Origin of the sequence: Candidatus Poriferisocius sp., assembly GCF_965208475.1 — a bacterium.
Taxonomy (GTDB): Bacteria; Actinomycetota; Acidimicrobiia; order Acidimicrobiales; family Bin134; genus Poriferisocius.
Genome location: NZ_OZ242338.1, coordinates 3,358,265 through 3,373,758, shown reverse-complemented (window position 1 = coordinate 3,373,758; position 15,494 = coordinate 3,358,265). Strand labels below are relative to the sequence as shown.

Sequence of the window (15,494 nt, the reverse complement as noted above, 5' to 3'; positions counted from 1 at the left end):
CGCCCTTACCGGGGCTCGTCGCCCTCGAAGGTGATGCGGTGCATGACCCGGAGTTGGCCGTGGTAGTCGTTGATGGGGTTGTGCATGGCGCAGCGGTTGTCCCACAGCGCCAGCGATCCCACCTCCCAGCGGAACCGGCAGGTGAACTCCGCTTTGGACTGGTGCGCGAACAGAAGCCGGAGCAGGGGCCTGCTCTCTTCCTCGGTCATCCCCTCGAACCGGGCGGTGTGGGCCACGTTGACGTATAGCGACTGGCGACCGGTTTCCGGGTGGGTGCGGACCACCGGATGAACCGCCTCGTAGCCCTCGCCGGCCTCGTGTCCGGCCTCGGCGATTCGGTCTTCCCGGGTCTTGGACACGTCGGCCAGCGCCGAGCTGTTCACCGCTCGAAGGCCGCGCAGGAAATCTTTCAGGCCGCCGGACAACGCGTCGAAAGCGGCGTACATGTTGGCGAACTCGGTGTCACCGCCCGCGGCGGGCACCTCCCGGGCCAGCAGCATCGACGCCATCGGGGGCCGCTCCAGATAAGCGGTGTCGCTGTGCCAAATGCCGCCGAAGTTGACGGTTTCGTGAGGGAGCTTCTTCACTTCGATGACCTCCGGGTGGCCGGGCAGCCCGGGCACGAACGGGTACCGGCCGGGAGTGCCGATCTTGCGGGCGAACGCCGAGAACTGGTCGAGGGTCAGATGCTGGTCCCGGAAGAAGACCACCAAGTGGTCCAACCACGCCCCGCGGATCTCGGCCACCACCCCGTCGGCCAGATCCTCGCTCAGATCGACCCCGCTGATCTCCGCGCCGATGCAGCCGCTCACCAGTGACACCGTCAAATGTCGATACTCGCCCACTCCGGCTCCACTCAGGATCAGAACTCGTCATTCGTTAGGGTAGCGACGCGTGTCGAGGAACCCTGATGCCTGAGCCCTTTGACCTGTCCGGGAAGGTGGTGCTGGTGACCGGGGCCAGCCGGGGCGTGGGGGCAGCGATTGCGCTCGCTGCCGCAGCCAAGGGGGCCAGGGTCGCCTGCGCGGCCCGCTCCACCCGGGAATCGCCCAAGCCGCTGCCCGGCACCATCGACGAGACCGTCGATGCGGTGATCGACGCCGGAGGCGAGGCCTTGGCCGTGGCCACCGATCTCACCTCGGCCGATGACATCGTGGCCATGGTGGCCGCCCCGGTGGAGGCTTGGGGCCGACTCGATGTGGTGGTCAACAACGCGGCGGTGACATTCGTGGGTGAGGTGGACATCCCGCTGAAGCGATACGACCTCATCATGGACATCAACCTGCGGGCCCCGCTGCTCACCGTGCGAGCCGCGCTGCCCCATCTGCGGGCCGCAGGGCGGGGGCGCATACTCAGCCTGTCGTCGCAAGCCGCGCTGCGCCCGGTGCCGGGCCTGATGTCCTATGGCATGTCGAAGCTGGCCCTGGAGCGGATGACCACCGATCTGGCCCGACAGCTCCATCCCGACCACATCGCGGTCAACTGCTTCCGCATCGACATCCCGGTGGCCTCCGAGGGAACACTGGCCAACATGGGCGACATCGATCTCTCCGGCTGGGAGCCCACATCGGTGCCCGCCGACGGCATCATCTGGATGCTGGAGCAGCCCGACCGCTATTCCGGGCGGTGCGAGAGCATGTGGGATCTGCGCCACCGGGAGAAGATCATGGCCAGCCGGGCCAAGCGGGAGTACACCGCCAAACCCCCGCTCCAGTTCATCGGTGGCCTCTACGACCTCGACACCAAAGACGCCTTCGCCCGTGGCGCCCAAGAGTCCGGGAGCTGAGCATGGACCTCGCTGGGAAGACGGCGCTGGTAACCGGGGCCGCCTCGGGCATCGGCGCGGCCTGCGCCCGCCGCTACGCCGCTGCCGGGGCCCACGTGATCTGCGCCGACGTGGCCGACGAAGCCGGCCAGCAAGTCGCCGATGAGACCGGGGGTCGGTACCACCACCTCGACGTGGCCGACTCCTCGGCCTGGGCCGAATTAGCCGCGGATTTGACCGCCGACCCGGGCAGACTCGATCTGGTCCACCTCAACGCCGGGGTCATGATGGGGTTGGGCGACATCACCAAGATGTCCGACGAGGACTATCTCCGCATCATCGGGATCAACCAGCACGGCGCGGTGTTCGGCCTGCGGGCTGCGGTGCCGCTGCTAGAAGCGGCCGGGGGCGGGCACACGCTGGTTACCGGTTCGATGGCCTCGTTCAGCCCGCTGCCGGTGGACTTGGGCTACTCCATGTCCAAGCACGCCATTGCCGCCCTGGTCCGCAGCGCCGCCCCCTCACTGGCCGAGCGAGGCATCAGCCTCAACGCCATTTGCCCGGCCACCGTCGGTACTGGATTCTTGGGCGGCAATAGAGACCGTCTAGAGGCCGCGGGCATGATCATCATGGACTCCGAAGAGGTGGCCGAGGCCGCCATGGCGATCCTCGATTCGGGCCTCACCGGCGAGTGCTTCGCCCTGTTCAAGGGCCGAGAGCCCGAACCCTTCCCGTTCGCCACCGTCCCCGGCAGCGACTACCGATCGCGCCGCTGACTTCCCATGCCCACTCAATCGTCGCTAAGCACCAATATCGGCCTGACCGTCGCAGAGTCCACGCCCCGCCCCCCGGAATTGCCCCGGGCCCCTGAGGGGGCGCCCAACGTGCTGGTGATCCTGCTGGACGACACCGGGTTCGCCCAACTGGGCTGTTTTGGCGCCGATTTCGCCACCCCCAACATCGACCGGCTGGCCGCTGGCGGCCTGGCCTACAACCGATTCCACGTGATCGCCCTGTGCTCGCCCACCCGGGCCGCCCTCCTAACCGGGCGCAACCACCACGCGGTGGGCATGGGCTTTCTGTCCGACATGACCATGGGTTTCCCCGGCTACACCGCCCGCATCCCCCCCTCAGCCGCCATGCTTCCCCGCATCCTGCGAGACGCCGGGTGGGGAACCATGGCCATAGGCAAATGGCACCTCGCCCCCCGAGGCGAGCGCAGCGCGGCCGGGCCGTTCACCCTGTGGCCCACCGGGGTGGGCTTCGAGCGCTACTACGGGGTGCTCCATGGCGGCGCCAACTGCTGGACCCCCAACCTGGTGCGCGACCAGCACTACATCGACCCCCCGGCCCATTACGACGACGGCTACCACCTCAGCGCCGATCTGGCCGATCAGGTGATCGCCACCATCACCGACCAAAAGCACGCCGCCCCCGACAAGCCGTTCTTCTGCTACTACGCCGAGGTGGCCACCCACGCCCCCCACCACGTGTCCCCTGAGTGGGTGGAGCCTTATCGGGGAAAGTTCGATGACGGGTGGGACCGATGGCGGGAGCGGGCTTTCGAGCGCCAGCTGGCCTCGGGCATCGCGCCTAAGGGCACCACGCTCACCGAACGGCCCTCCTGGGTGCAGCCCTGGGAGGACCTCGATGAAGATGCCCGACGGCTGTTCGCCCGCATGCACGAGGTGTACGCCGGGTTCGTCACCCACACCGACGCCCAGATCGGTCGGGTGATCGACCACCTCGAGGCCATCGGCGAACTGGACAACACCGTGGTGATCCTGTGCTCCGACAACGGGGCCAGCGCCGAGGGGGGCCACGTGGGCTCGGTGAACGAGCACCGTTTCACCAAGGGCCTGCCCGAGTCGGTGGCCGCCAACCTGGAGTGGTTCGACGAGTTGGGCGGTCCCCGCACCTACAACCACTACGCCTGGGGCTGGGCGTGGGCCGGCAACACCCCGTTTCGGCTGTGGAAGCGCTATGCGTGGCTGGGCGGCACCCGCACCCCGCTGGTGGTGTACTGGCCCGCGGGCATCGCCGCCCAAGGCGAGGTGCGCTCCCAGTTCTGCCATGCCATCGACTTGGCCCCCACCGTGCTAGAGCTGTGCGGGGTAGACGCCCCCGAGGCGGTGGACGGGGTGGCCCAGATGCCGATGCACGGGGCCAGCCTGGCCTCCACGTTCGACGACGCCGATGCCCCCTCCCCCCGATCCGAGCAGTACTTCGAGGTTCAGGGGTCGCGGGCCGTGTACGTGGACGGCTGGAAGGCCACCACCGACCACGTGGGCCAGGCCCACGGCGACGAGGTCGCTCTGATGGAGGGAAGCCGCTCGTTTGACGACGACACCTGGGCGCTGTTCTGCCTCGACGACGACTTCTCCGAAGCCCGCGACCTGGCCGCCGAGCATCCCGAGAAGCTGGCCGAGCTCGAAGCAGCCTGGTGGGCGGCGGCCGAGCGCTACGGCGTCCTGCCCCTCGACGACGGCTACACCGGAAGGATGCCGGCCATCTACCCGCCGGCCTATCCGCCCCCCACCCAGGCCCGGTACCGCCCTGGCGCCGGCCGGGTGGCCGACGAGGTCATGCCGGTGCTGGTGCGGGGGTTCACCATCGACGCCGCAGTGTCTTTGGGCCCCGCCGGCGCCGAGGGCATCGTGTGGGCCATGGGCGACTGGACCAGCGGCTTGGCCCTCTACGGGTTGAACGGCGAACTGGTGCTCGGGCTGTGCCTTTCGGGCGACCAATTCCGGCTGGCCACCCCGCCGGTTCCCGCGGATGCCACCAGCCTGGGATGCCGCTATCAGCCCACGTCACCGGCCTCGAGCCTGGTGGAGCTGCTGGTGGACGGCGAGGTGGCTGTCCGCCTGGAGTTGGACCGCACGCTGCCCAACTCCTGGCAAAACGGCGGTACCGGCCTCATCATCGGCCACGACACCGGCTTCCCGGTCAACGACGACTACCAGCCCCCGTTCCCGTGGACCGGCACCATCGCTCACGTCGATGTCATCACCCCCAGCGCCGCTCCACCCAACCCCGCCCAAATCGCCCGGGAATCCCTCAACGCCGACTGACCGTTGTGACCGTTGGGCTGGCCGTGAAAAAACTGCTAAACCTCAGCCGTCAGCCATCACAGGAGGCACCATGAGCAGCGACACCCCATCTGAGCGTCTCGACGTCAACGGCATGGTGGCGGTGGTCACCGGCGGGGCCGGCGGCATCGGCAAAGGCATCGTGACCGCTCTCTTGCAGCGGGGCGCCACCGTGGTGGTCGCCGACATCGAGGCCGACACCACAGAGGCCACCGTGGCCGAGTTGTCGGGGCTGGGACCGGTGTCGGGCTGCCCCACCGACGTGGCCGCCGAGGATTCGGTGGCCGCGCTGGCCGATTACGTCTACGACGCCCACGGCCGCTGCAACCTGCTCTTCAACAACGCCGGGGTGACCTCGGGAGGGGGCGGCAAGCCCTGGGAGCAGGAGCCCAACGACTGGCGGTGGTGCTTCAGCGTGAACGTGTTCGGCGTGGCCATCTGCACCACCGAGTTCGTGCCCCGGATGCTGGCCGGCGGCCTACCCGGCCAGATCATCAACACCTCCTCGGGCGACGGCGGGTTCGCCCCCGTTCCCACCGCCTCGGTGTACGCCGCCTCCAAGGCCGCGGTGAGCTGCTTCACTGAGACCGTTCACACCAACCTGATCCGCGAGGGCAGCGACCTGCGGGCCTCGGTGCTCTACCCGTCAGGCGGCATGCTGGACACCGGCCTGTTCACCGCTCAGCGCAACCGCCCCGCCCACTTCGCCCGAGTGGGCGACGCCACCGGGCGGCGCAGCATGACCTTCCAAGAGCTCAAGGACATCATGACGGAGATCCGGGGCTACGAGCCCGAGTTGGCCGACCTGCTAGAACATGGCAACTTCGTAGTCGACTGCGTCGAGGAGCGCCGGTTCATCATCGGCCGCAACATCGAAGACACCGTTGCTCTCCTCCACCGCCGAGCCGAAGCCATCAGCCGCTACGAAATGCCCGACTACCACGACATGGGCCTCTGATCGCACAAATCGTCGCTCAGAGGCCGAAGCACCTTTGGGCATTGAGCCCCAAGATCTTGTCTTTGCGGACGTCGCTCAGGTCTTCCCGTTCGGCCAGTGCCTTCACGACACCGGGGAAAACGCCGTCGGGGTGAGGGTAGTCGGTGGCGAACACCACGCAGTCGTCGCCCAGGCTGTCCATCACGGCGGGAACGGTCCGCTCCTCGGGGTCACAGGAGATGAAGCACTGCCGCTGGAAATACTCGGTGGCGCTCAGCTCCAGCGGGGCCGAGGCGTGACCCCAGGAGTCCAGGTGGTCGTCGATGCGCTCCAGCCAGTGGGCGGCCCAGCCGCAGCCCGACTCCAAGAACACCACCCGCAACTCGGGGTGGCGCTCCAGCACCCCTCCGGCGATCAGCTCCAGACAGCCCATCTGCTGCTCGTGGGGATGGGAGCACACGTGGCGGAACATGAAGTTGTCGTAGCGGTCTAACCCCGACTGGGGCACGTTCTGGGTGGTGCCCTCGTGCAGGGCGGCGGGCACGCCCCGGTCGGCCAAGAGCGACCACAGCCCGTCGTAGGCCGGGTGGTCGAGGGTCCGGCCGGCGATGACGTTGGGCCGCAGCATCACGGCCGCGAACCCCAAATCGTCGATGGCCCGCCGGGCCTCGGCCAACATCAGTGCCGGATCCACCTGGGGCACCACCGCCACCCCCAGCAGCCGGGAAGCGTCGGTGTCGCAGTAGGTGCGGAGCCAGTCGTTGTAGGCCCGGCACAGGGCGTTCTTCACCGCGGCGTCGGCGATGCCCCCGAACATGAGCCCGGTGGTGGGGAAGATCACCGAGATGTCCATGCCCTCGCTGTCCATGTCGGCCAATCGAGCGTGGGGATCGACGCCCCCTTTGGGGCGCTCCTTGTCGTAGGCCTCAGAGTCGAACGGGATGTAGGGCGCCATCTCCCCGCCCACGAAAGTGCGGGGCCGACCCTGGCTGTCCAGCACCCGCCGGGGGGCGAACGCCAGGAACTCGGGATCGCAGAACTCCTCCCACAGCTCAGGCGGCTCGCTGATATGCCCGTCGGCGTCGATCACCAATCTGCTCATGGAAATTCTCCCCCTCTGCTGCTCACCGCAGCGTGGCCCGGCCTTTGTCGAAGACGGTGGTGCCCCGGTTGGAGACCACTCGGAACAGCACCCCGTTCTCTTCAGCGGGATTGTGCCAGATCTGGGTGGTGAGCACGTCGCCGTTGTAGCCGGGGGAGGCGAAACGACCGGCCATCGAACCCAGGGCCAACGGGTCGCCCCCGCATACCGTCTCTACTAGGGCTCGGCAGGCGAAGCCGTAGGTGTTGAGTCCCATCAAGATGGGTTCTTCGAACCCGGCCGCCGCAGCCACCGCAGGGTCATAGTGGATGAGGTTGGGGTCGTTGCCCCCGTGCCGGTATAGGAGCGATTGCATCGGAAGCGTCTGCCAGTCCACGGTGGCATCGGGCGGAGCGTCGCCCACGTCCCAAACCGGGGCCCTCGGGCCGGGATCGCCGCCGAAACCCCCTTCACCCATCACGAACAGCTTGGAACCGGTGGTGAACAACGGCTCACCGGTGGCGGAGTCCACCGACTCGCTCTCGGAATGGACCACCGCGCCAGAGCCCTTGTCGTAGATGCCCACCACCGTCGACGTGCTCACCACTGACCCCTTCGGGGCGATCTCGCCGTGAACGGTCAGCTCTTGCTCACCGTGAACCAGTTGGTGTACCTGGTAGTCGCCGAACTGGAACATGGGATTCCCACCGCTGCTGGGCTTGTCCGACCGGCCCCCCGAGCACACGAAGCTGGGGTACACCTGCTGGGGGTGCCCGGCGGCCTGCTCGCCCACGAAGGCCAGGTCGTCGAACCCCGCCCCCACGCTGAGGGCATACAGGGTGCAGTCCCGGGGCAGCCACCCCCGCTGATGCGGCTCTCCGCGGTGCCCGATCATGTCCAAATTCATCGCCATGGGTGCCATTGTGTCCCAAATCGGCCCCATTCTTCCCGCCGTTGCGCAGGGGGATACGGTGAGGCCATGGCCGACGAACGAGTACAGCTCACGAGGGACGGGCACATCGCCGTCATCACCAACAACAACCCTGCAAAGCACAACGCCTTCGACGACGAGATGGATTTCGCCCTGTTCGAGATCCTCGACGAGATCAAAGCCGACAAGTCCATACGGGCCGTGGTGTGGCGGGGTGAGGGGAAATCGTGGTCGTCGGGGCGCGATGTGGCCGCCATCGGCGGAAAGCAGGTGGAAATGGCCCACCACGCCCTCATGGAGCGGGGCCAAAGGGGCATCCAACAGCTTTGGGAAATCGATGCCCCGGTGATCGTGGCCATACAGGGATGGGCCATCGGTGGCTCCTTCCAGCGGGCCCTTTTGTGCGATATCCGGGTGGCTGCCGAGGGTGCCCGATTCATGCTCCCCGAGGTGACCCACGGGGTGATCCCCGACACCGGCGGGGTGGGCCGCCTGTTCGAGATATGCGGTTCGGGCCTGGTCAGCGACATGGTGCTCACCGGCCGGATCCTCAGCGTCGAGGAGGCCCTGACCCATGGCATCGTGTCCCGCATCGTGGCCCCCGAGGAGCTGGACGACACCGTGATGGAGATGGCCGCCAAGGTCGCCGCCGCCTCGCCCTACACGGTGCAACTCGCCCGCCGGGTGATCCGCAACCTGGCCGACGAGAACCTGCGCCGCTCCATGAACGACGAGTACGCCTACCAGACGCTGATCAACCGCTCCGACGACTACAACGAGTTCCGCGCCGCCCGAGCCGAACAGCGCGAACCCGAATACCAGCGATCTTGAGGCGCGACAGTGCCCAACCCCCAACACCAGCGATCTTGAGAATCGACCCGAAGGAGGACTTGAGCCATGGCTGAGATCATCGGACTGCCCGAACCCGCCCCCGAGGGCGCCACCGCCCTGGTGCCCGGCGCCTACGAAGGCCAAACGGTGTTCGTCACCGGCGGGGGCACTGGCCTGGGCAAGGCCATCGCCACGGAGTTCGCTCGGCTGGGGGCCAACCTGGTTATCGCCAGCCGCAAGCCCGAGCACCTGGAAGCCGGCCAAGCGGCCATCGAGGCGGTCGGCGCCGAGGTGCTGGTGGTGGGCTGCGACATTCGCCAGCCCGAGCAGGTCGCCGCGGCCTTCGATGAGGCGGCCGAGCGGTTCGGCCTGCCCAATGTGCTCATCAACAACGCGGCGGCCAACTTCCCGGTGCCGGCCGAGGACATGTCGCCCAACGCCTGGCGCACGGTGGTGGACATCACCCTCAACGGCACGTTCTTCTGCGCCCGGGAGTTCGCCCGCCGCCATCTGGCCGCGGGAACACCGGGATCGATCGTCAACATCGGGGCGTCCTACGCCTGGACCGGCGGCCCCGGCTTCGCCCATTCGGCCGCGGCCAAAGCCGGCGTCAAGTCGATGACCGAAAGCCTGGCCGTGGAATGGGGGCCCTACGGAATCCAGGTGAACGGCCTGGTGCCGGGGCTGTTTCCCCACGAGGACATGACCGCCGATATCCGCTCCAGCCTCGACCGGACCCACGAGAAGGATCCCTGCCAGCCGGCCATGAGGGTGGGGCGGCTGCGGGAGTTGGGCTGGGCGGCCACCTTTCTGGCCTCCCCCTTCGCCCAGTTCATCAGCGGCCACACCATGGTGGTGGACGGGGCCAACTGGCAGCGCCGCTCCATGACCAACCCGGCGGTGACCACCATCCGCGACCAGATGGGCAAGGGTCCCTTCGAGCCCTGATCGGTGCTCTGAATGCCATGGATATCGCCCCATTGAGCACCGGCAACCGGCCTTCTGATCCCATTGCACTAGAGGTGGTCAAGAACGCCCTGGCGGCCATCGCCGAGGAGATGGGGCTGACCACGGTGCGTTCGGCCTACTCCTCGGTGGTCAAAGAAGGCGGGGACTCCACCGCGGCGATCTTCGACCACCAGGGCCGGTTCATCGCCCAGTCGATGGGCGCGCCGCTCATGCACTTGTCCAGCTTGCGGCCGTCTCTTCGCTCCCTGCTCGACGACTTCCCGCCCGAGTCGATGGCCGACGGCGACGTGTACGCCTCCAACGACCCCTACCGGGGCGGCATCCACTCCAACGACGTGATGGTGTTCCGCCCGGTGTTCATCGACGCAACTCTGGCGTTCTTCACCTGCGCGCTGCTGCATGTGGCCGACTTAGGGGGCATGGCCGCCGGCGGTCTGCCGGCCAACGCCACCGACATGTTCCAGGAGGGCCTGGTGCTGCCCCCGGTGCCGCTGGCCACGGCCGGCCAGCCCAACCAGCCCATCCTGGATGTGATCGCGGCCAACAGCCGCACTCCCGAGAAGGTACTGGGCGACATCCGGGCCATGATCGCCGCCACCAACCTGGGCGCCGACCGGCTGGCCGACCTGGCCGGTCGCTACGGCTTGGAAAAGCTGCATCAGATCACCGGCGAGCTGTTGGACTACACCGAGCGCCGGACTCGGGCGGGCATCGAGGCCCTGGCCGACGGCACCTACACCGGCTCGTTCATCATCGACGACGACGGCGTGAACCCCGGCGCCGACCACGAGGTGCAGGTTGCCCTCACCGTAAGCGGCTCGACCATCACCGCCGATTTCGAGGGCACCTCACCCCAAGCGCCCGGACCCATCAACGCCGCGGTATCTCAGACCACATCCGGTGTGCTGTTCGCCGTCCGCTGCCTGTTGGCCCCCGACATCCCGGTTAACGACGGCGCCTTCCGCCCCCTGGAGCTTCGCCTGCCCCGGGGCACGCTGGTGAATCCAAATCCGCCCGCCGCACTCAACGCCCGCATGGCCACCGTCATGGCCGTGGTGGAGGCCATGTTGGGGGCATTCTCGCAGCTAGACCCGGCCCGAGCGATGGCCGCCTCGTGCAACGTCCATGTCTACATCATGAACGGCGTCGGATCCGATGGCCGGCCGTGGGCGTTCATGGACCCCCAGTTCGGCGGATCGGGCGCCCGCTCCGACCGCGACGGCGTGGACGTGACCGGCCCGCTGGTGCTCGGCGCCGGAGGAGCGTTCCACACCGTGGAGGCCTACGAGCAAGAGCACCCGGTGCGCTTCGAGCGATTCGAACTGTGGACCGACTCGGGCGGGCCGGGCCAGTGGCGGGGCGGCACCGGGGCGCGCCGCGACATCCGCATCCTGACCGACGGCCAATTCACCGGGCGGGCCACCGACCGCTGCCGTCGCCCGCCCCCGGGCATCTGTGGGGGCTCTTCTGGCGCGGGCGGGGGCTGGGTGCTCAACCACGGCACCCCCGATGAACAGCCGCTGCCGGCCAAGGTCACCGCCCACCAGCTTCGAGCCGGCGACATGATCACCATGCTCACCTCGGCCGGCGGCGGATTCGGCGACCCGTATGAGCGCGACCCCGCGTTGGTGGTTGCCGATGTGCGCGATGGCCGAGTGTCGCCCGAGGCCGCCCGCCGGGATTACGGCGTGGTGGTCGACCTAGAAACCGGGGAGGTGGACCTAGCGGCCACCGAGGCGTTGAGAAGCCGATGACCGTCGCCCTGGGGATCGACATCGGCGGGACGTTCACCGACGTGGTGTTGATCGACCGCACCGACGGCAGCATCTGCGCGGCCAAGGTGCTCACCACCCCCGACGACCCCGCAACCGGGGTGCTGGCCGGAGTCGCCGAGCTGTTGGGTGACGCCGGGCGCGACCCACAAGAGGTGTCCCAGGTAGTCCACGCCACCACCCTGGCCACCAACTTGATCTTGGAGCGCAAGGGGGGTCCGGTGGCCTACGTCACCACCGCCGGGTTCGGCGACATCTTGATCATCGGCAACGAGCGCAAGGGCGACGCCGAGAAGTACGACCTCTTCTACACCAAACAGGCGCCCATCGTCCCCCGGCGGCGCACCGTGGACGTGGTGGAGCGCACCGCAGCCGACGGCTCGGTGGTGGTGCCGCTCAACCTCGACCAAGCCCGTACCGCTCTGGCCGATCTTTTGGCCCGCGAGCCGGTGGAAGCCGTGGCGGTGTGCTTCCTGCACTCCTATGCCAATGGGGAGCACGAGCGCCGGGTGGCCGACATCATCGCCGAGCTGAACTCCGACCTCTATGTGGCGGTTTCCAGCGAGGTGTGGCCCGAGTACCGGGAACTGCCCCGAGCGTGTACCACGGTGATGTCGGCCTACGTGGGCCCCACCGTCACCCGCTATATAGCCCGGCTGGACGAAGAACTGGCCCAACAGGGCATCGGTGCCCGGCTTCAGATTATGGGATCGTCAGGCGGCATCATCTCGGCGGCCACCGTGGCCCGGCGGCCGGTGCAGCTGGTGGAGTCGGGTCCGGCCGCCGGGGTGATGGCCGCCGCCCATATCAGCCGCCTCAGCGGCATCGACAACCTGATCTCCTTCGACATGGGCGGCACCACCGCCAAAGCGGGGCTGGTGCGCAACGGCCAATCGGCCATCGCCCACGAGTTCTTCGTGGGGGGCACGGCTTCTTCGGGCGTGAAGCAGATCAACACCGGCTATCCCATCAAGATCCCGGTGATCGACTTGGCCGAGGTGGGCGCCGGCGGCGGATCGATCGCCTACCTCGACAGCGGCGGTGCATTGCGGGTGGGGCCGGACTCCGCCGGGGCCGAGCCGGGACCAGCCTGCTATGACCGGGGCGGCACTCGACCGACGGTGACTGACGCCGACCTGGTGCTGGGCTACCTGAACCCGAACTTCTTTCTCGGGGGCCGCATGACCATCCGAGCCGACCTGGCCCATGGCACCCTGGCTGAGCTGGCCGAGCCCATGGATCTGAGCCCGGAGGAGACCGCCGCGGGGGTGTACGAGGTGGTCAACGCCACCATGGCCGCCGCAGTGCGGGTGGTGACCCTGGAGCGGGGCATCGACCCCCGCGACTTCACCCTTTTGGCCTCAGGCGGCGCCGCCGGTGCGCATGTGGCCCGCTTGGCCGAGGAGTTCGGCATCGCTGAGGTGGTCATTCCGGCCAACCCCGGTGTGGGCTCGGCGGTGGGCCTGCTGGCTTCCGACGTGGTGACCGATCATGTCCGTACTCAGGTGATCGACTCGGTGGGCGTCGATGCCAGCGTCATCGAGGCCATCTACATCGAACTGGAAGCCGTGGCCACCGCCGAGATCGGCGCGGAGGGGTTCGCCGCCGACGAGATCGTGCTCGAGCGCGAGATCGACGTCCGCTACCGCCACCAAGCCCACGAGCTGACCGTCCCCCTCCACGGCGGCGACATCGACGGGGCCGCCACGGCCTTCGGCGATCTCTACGAACAGCTCTACGGCATCCGCCAAGACGACCCGGTGGAGTTCGTCAACTATAGGGTGAGGGTCATCGGCCCAGTCCCGAAACCCGACTGGTCAACCGACGAAGTAGCGACCCGACCCCCCGTGCCCCTCTCCTACCGCCCCGCCTGGTTCAACGGCAAAATGGCCGACACCCCCGTCTACCGCCGCCACACCCTCCTGCCCGGCCCCACCATCGCCGGCCCCGCCATCATCGAAGAGACCTCCTCCACCGTCGTCGTGCCACCCGGCTGGGCCGTGTCAACCGATCGCCGCCTCAGCCTGGCGCTGCGGCCCGACTAGTGCCATTGGACGCGGCGGTGTTCGTGGCCCATGGAGCGCCAGGAAGCGGCGATCGGCGATCCCTCCTCCACATCACAGTGGCCGCCCCTTTGGGCTGCTAAGTTCGCCAAGCCCTATAACAGCCTTTATCTCACTTGGAAATCCGATCTTCTATGCCCAAGAGGCCTTCTTCCCTTCGACCCCTGTGCCTGGGCCTGGCCATGCTCGCCTTGCTGGCATCAGGCTGCGCCTCAGAGAGCGAATCCGCCGGTTCTCCCCCGGTGGTCGAACCTTCCCCCGAGCTGCCCGCCCCAGACAGCCCGCCGACTACCGCCGCTGCGCCCGAACCTGAACCCGCAACCGAACCCGAACCCGCAACGCCGCCCCCAACCGAACCCGCAACCGAACCCGCAACCGAACGCGAAACTGAACCCGCATCCCCAACCGAACCCACCGCAACGCCTGCAACCACCGCAACGCCTGCAACCACCGCAGCGCCAGCCGAACCCACCGCAACGCCCGTAACCACCGCAGCGCCAGCCGAACCCACCGCGCCGCCAATCCCACCGGTCACGGCTAACACCCCGACTTCGACCACGGCGCAAACATCAGGAAGCGGCCTGGCAACCCTGGCGGAAATGCTCGAACTCGCCACAATCGCCGACGAGGTGGCGGCCGGTTACAGCCGCGACGACTGGAACCACTGGATCGACCAAGACGGAGACGGCCTAGACACCCGCCAGGAGGTGCTCGCCGCCGAATCTCTGCAAACCCCGGAAATTTCCGAGAATCGCGTGCGAGACGGCCAATGGGCGAGCTTCTACGACGGTCGGCAAACCAGTTCGGCCAGCGATTTCGACGTGGACCACGTTGTCCCCCTCAACGAGGCCCACCAGTCGGGGGGCTGGGCCTGGGATGCCCTCACCCGGCAGCTATACGCCAACGACCTCACCTTTCCCGACCATCTCATTGCCGTGTCGGCCAGCTCCAATCGCAGTAAGGGGGCCCGCGACCCGGCCGAATGGCTTCCTTCCAATCCCGAAGCACTCTGTACGTATCTGGCCTGGTGGACTGCGATCAAGGTCCGATGGGAACTGTCTATGGACCCTGCTGAGCATCAGACCATCTCCCGTTACGCCGACAACCAATGCGCTGGTACCCGCATCGACCTAGCCGCCGCCGACGCGGGCACCGTCCAAATCACGGTGGCCGCCCAGACGCCGCCCACCGACGCCCAAACCCCTTCGGATGGCTCCGACTGCCACCCGGCCTACGACCCCTGCCTGCCGATCGTCGACGACCTCAACTGCTCCGACGTGAAGGAACTGGGCCAAGCCCCAGTGACCATCATCAACATTGGCCAAGATCCCTACCGCCTCGACGGAAACCGAGACGGCGTCGCCTGCACATAGGGCACCGACGCCATCGGGCTGGCCGGTCAGCCGACACCCAACCCCGGCGAGTTCCTCCGCCGATTGCCCGCTAGCGGGGCAAGACAGGCCAGGTGATCTCAGTGACCGGACCACCAGCCGACTGTATTGCCTGCCACACCCGCTCGGGAGTGAGCGGCAGGTCGATCGATGAGCCCAGGCAGTAGTAAGCGCGCAGGCCGAAGCCGTTGTGCTGGCTGACGTCGCGGGTGAGATCCAGCCGGTCAGGCTCGGCAAACGCCTCGGGATCCCGATTGCACGCCCCCAGCATCACCACACACAGGTCGCCCCCGGGAATGGTTTGGCCGGCCACCTCCACTTCGCTGGCGAGGACCCGGCGGTTGATCTGCACTGAGCTGTCGTAGCGCAGGAGTTCCTCGAAGCCGTCGTCGATCATCTCGGGGGCAGCCTGCAACTGTTCCAGCTAGCCGGGGTTCTCCAACAGCGCCTTGGTGGCGTTACCGATGATGTCGGCGGTGGTCTCGTGGCCGGCTTGGAGCAGGATTATGCAGGTGGGGACGATCTCCTGGTCGGTGAGCGGCCCCCGCTCGTCTTCCACTGTGACCAGCTTGGTCATGAGGTCGTCACCGGGGTTGGCCCGGCGCTCGGCGGCCAACGGCGATGATTTTCTCAGGATTGGCGCTCATAGTGAGAGCCAAGCA

At 67.7% G+C, this 15,494-nt stretch carries 14 protein-coding genes; 9 read left to right on the top strand and 5 right to left on the bottom strand.

Annotation, left to right across the window (positions count from 1 at the left end; all coding sequences use genetic code 11):
* Positions 1–5: 5 nt before the first annotated feature.
* A complete protein-coding gene (locus ACOGXA_RS15725; protein ID WP_419924794.1) occupies positions 6–845 on the bottom strand; it encodes a TauD/TfdA dioxygenase family protein in 840 nt (279 codons plus the stop codon).
* A gap of 65 nt (positions 846–910) precedes the next feature.
* Between ACOGXA_RS15725 and ACOGXA_RS15720 the strand changes: the two genes are divergently transcribed.
* From ACOGXA_RS15720 to ACOGXA_RS15705, 4 genes are all read left to right on the top strand, one after another.
* A complete protein-coding gene (locus tag ACOGXA_RS15720) occupies positions 911–1,786 on the top strand; it encodes an SDR family NAD(P)-dependent oxidoreductase (RefSeq protein WP_419924793.1) in 876 nt (291 codons plus the stop codon).
* Positions 1,787–1,788: 2 nt separating this feature from the next.
* A complete protein-coding gene (locus ACOGXA_RS15715; RefSeq protein ID WP_419924792.1) occupies positions 1,789–2,541 on the top strand; it encodes an SDR family oxidoreductase in 753 nt (250 codons plus the stop codon).
* A 6-nt stretch (positions 2,542–2,547) separates the two neighbouring features.
* Entirely contained in the window at positions 2,548–4,839 is a 2,292-nt protein-coding gene (locus ACOGXA_RS15710) for an arylsulfatase (protein ID WP_419924791.1), read from the top strand.
* A gap of 70 nt (positions 4,840–4,909) precedes the next feature.
* Positions 4,910–5,815, top strand: a complete 906-nt coding sequence (locus ACOGXA_RS15705) for an SDR family NAD(P)-dependent oxidoreductase (protein ID WP_419924790.1) — start codon at positions 4,910–4,912, stop codon at positions 5,813–5,815.
* A 16-nt stretch (positions 5,816–5,831) separates the two neighbouring features.
* On the opposite strand, the gene ACOGXA_RS15700 is transcribed toward ACOGXA_RS15705, so the two are convergent.
* Complete coding sequence (locus ACOGXA_RS15700) at positions 5,832–6,896, bottom strand: amidohydrolase family protein (RefSeq protein WP_419924789.1); 1,065 nt, start codon at positions 6,894–6,896, stop codon at positions 5,832–5,834.
* A gap of 22 nt (positions 6,897–6,918) precedes the next feature.
* Positions 6,919–7,788, bottom strand: a complete 870-nt coding sequence (locus ACOGXA_RS15695) for a MaoC/PaaZ C-terminal domain-containing protein (RefSeq protein WP_419924788.1) — start codon at positions 7,786–7,788, stop codon at positions 6,919–6,921.
* Between the two features lie 66 nt (positions 7,789–7,854).
* On the opposite strand from ACOGXA_RS15695, the gene ACOGXA_RS15690 reads away from it, so the two are divergent.
* From ACOGXA_RS15690 to ACOGXA_RS15670, 5 genes are all read left to right on the top strand, one after another.
* Positions 7,855–8,637 carry an enoyl-CoA hydratase/isomerase family protein gene (locus ACOGXA_RS15690; RefSeq protein ID WP_419924787.1) on the top strand — a complete coding sequence of 261 codons (783 nt, stop codon included), beginning with the start codon at positions 7,855–7,857 and terminating at the stop codon, positions 8,635–8,637.
* Between the two features lie 66 nt (positions 8,638–8,703).
* Positions 8,704–9,585, top strand: a complete 882-nt coding sequence (locus tag ACOGXA_RS15685; protein WP_419924786.1) for an SDR family oxidoreductase — start codon at positions 8,704–8,706, stop codon at positions 9,583–9,585.
* A 17-nt stretch (positions 9,586–9,602) separates the two neighbouring features.
* A complete protein-coding gene (locus ACOGXA_RS15680) occupies positions 9,603–11,360 on the top strand; it encodes a hydantoinase B/oxoprolinase family protein (protein WP_419924785.1) in 1,758 nt (585 codons plus the stop codon).
* On the top strand, positions 11,357–13,423 hold the full coding sequence (locus ACOGXA_RS15675) for a hydantoinase/oxoprolinase family protein (RefSeq protein WP_419924784.1): 2,067 nt from the start codon (positions 11,357–11,359) through the stop codon (positions 13,421–13,423). Before ACOGXA_RS15680 ends, ACOGXA_RS15675 begins: the two co-directional genes overlap by 4 nt.
* A gap of 617 nt (positions 13,424–14,040) precedes the next feature.
* Complete coding sequence (locus tag ACOGXA_RS15670) at positions 14,041–14,814, top strand: GmrSD restriction endonuclease domain-containing protein (protein WP_419924783.1); 774 nt, start codon at positions 14,041–14,043, stop codon at positions 14,812–14,814.
* A 70-nt stretch (positions 14,815–14,884) separates the two neighbouring features.
* Here the strand turns inward: ACOGXA_RS15670 and ACOGXA_RS15665 are convergent, their stop codons facing one another.
* Together ACOGXA_RS15665 and ACOGXA_RS15660 are read right to left on the bottom strand one after the other, a co-directional pair.
* Positions 14,885–15,247, bottom strand: coding sequence for a cytochrome P450 (locus ACOGXA_RS15665; RefSeq protein ID WP_419924782.1), 363 nt, complete (start codon positions 15,245–15,247; stop codon positions 14,885–14,887).
* A gap of 9 nt (positions 15,248–15,256) precedes the next feature.
* Positions 15,257–15,448, bottom strand: a complete 192-nt coding sequence (locus tag ACOGXA_RS15660; protein WP_419924781.1) for a hypothetical protein — start codon at positions 15,446–15,448, stop codon at positions 15,257–15,259.
* Positions 15,449–15,494: the final 46 nt, after the last annotated feature.

What these genes read in the sequence shown, in the direction of transcription:
- ACOGXA_RS15675 (WP_419924784.1), top strand. Translation starts at nt 11,357, where the DNA reads ATGACCGTCGCCCTGGGGATCGACATCGGCGGGACGTTCACCGACGTG.
- ACOGXA_RS15695 (WP_419924788.1), bottom strand. Translation starts at nt 7,788, where the DNA reads ATGGCGATGAATTTGGACATGATCGGGCACCGCGGAGAGCCGCATCAG.
- ACOGXA_RS15700 (WP_419924789.1), bottom strand. Translation starts at nt 6,896, where the DNA reads ATGAGCAGATTGGTGATCGACGCCGACGGGCATATCAGCGAGCCGCCT.
- ACOGXA_RS15710 (WP_419924791.1), top strand. Translation starts at nt 2,548, where the DNA reads ATGCCCACTCAATCGTCGCTAAGCACCAATATCGGCCTGACCGTCGCA.
- ACOGXA_RS15690 (WP_419924787.1), top strand. Translation starts at nt 7,855, where the DNA reads ATGGCCGACGAACGAGTACAGCTCACGAGGGACGGGCACATCGCCGTC.
- ACOGXA_RS15720 (WP_419924793.1), top strand. Translation starts at nt 911, where the DNA reads ATGCCTGAGCCCTTTGACCTGTCCGGGAAGGTGGTGCTGGTGACCGGG.
- ACOGXA_RS15680 (WP_419924785.1), top strand. Translation starts at nt 9,603, where the DNA reads ATGGATATCGCCCCATTGAGCACCGGCAACCGGCCTTCTGATCCCATT.
- ACOGXA_RS15685 (WP_419924786.1), top strand. Translation starts at nt 8,704, where the DNA reads ATGGCTGAGATCATCGGACTGCCCGAACCCGCCCCCGAGGGCGCCACC.
- ACOGXA_RS15715 (WP_419924792.1), top strand. Translation starts at nt 1,789, where the DNA reads ATGGACCTCGCTGGGAAGACGGCGCTGGTAACCGGGGCCGCCTCGGGC.
- ACOGXA_RS15705 (WP_419924790.1), top strand. Translation starts at nt 4,910, where the DNA reads ATGAGCAGCGACACCCCATCTGAGCGTCTCGACGTCAACGGCATGGTG.
- ACOGXA_RS15670 (WP_419924783.1), top strand. Translation starts at nt 14,041, where the DNA reads ATGCTCGAACTCGCCACAATCGCCGACGAGGTGGCGGCCGGTTACAGC.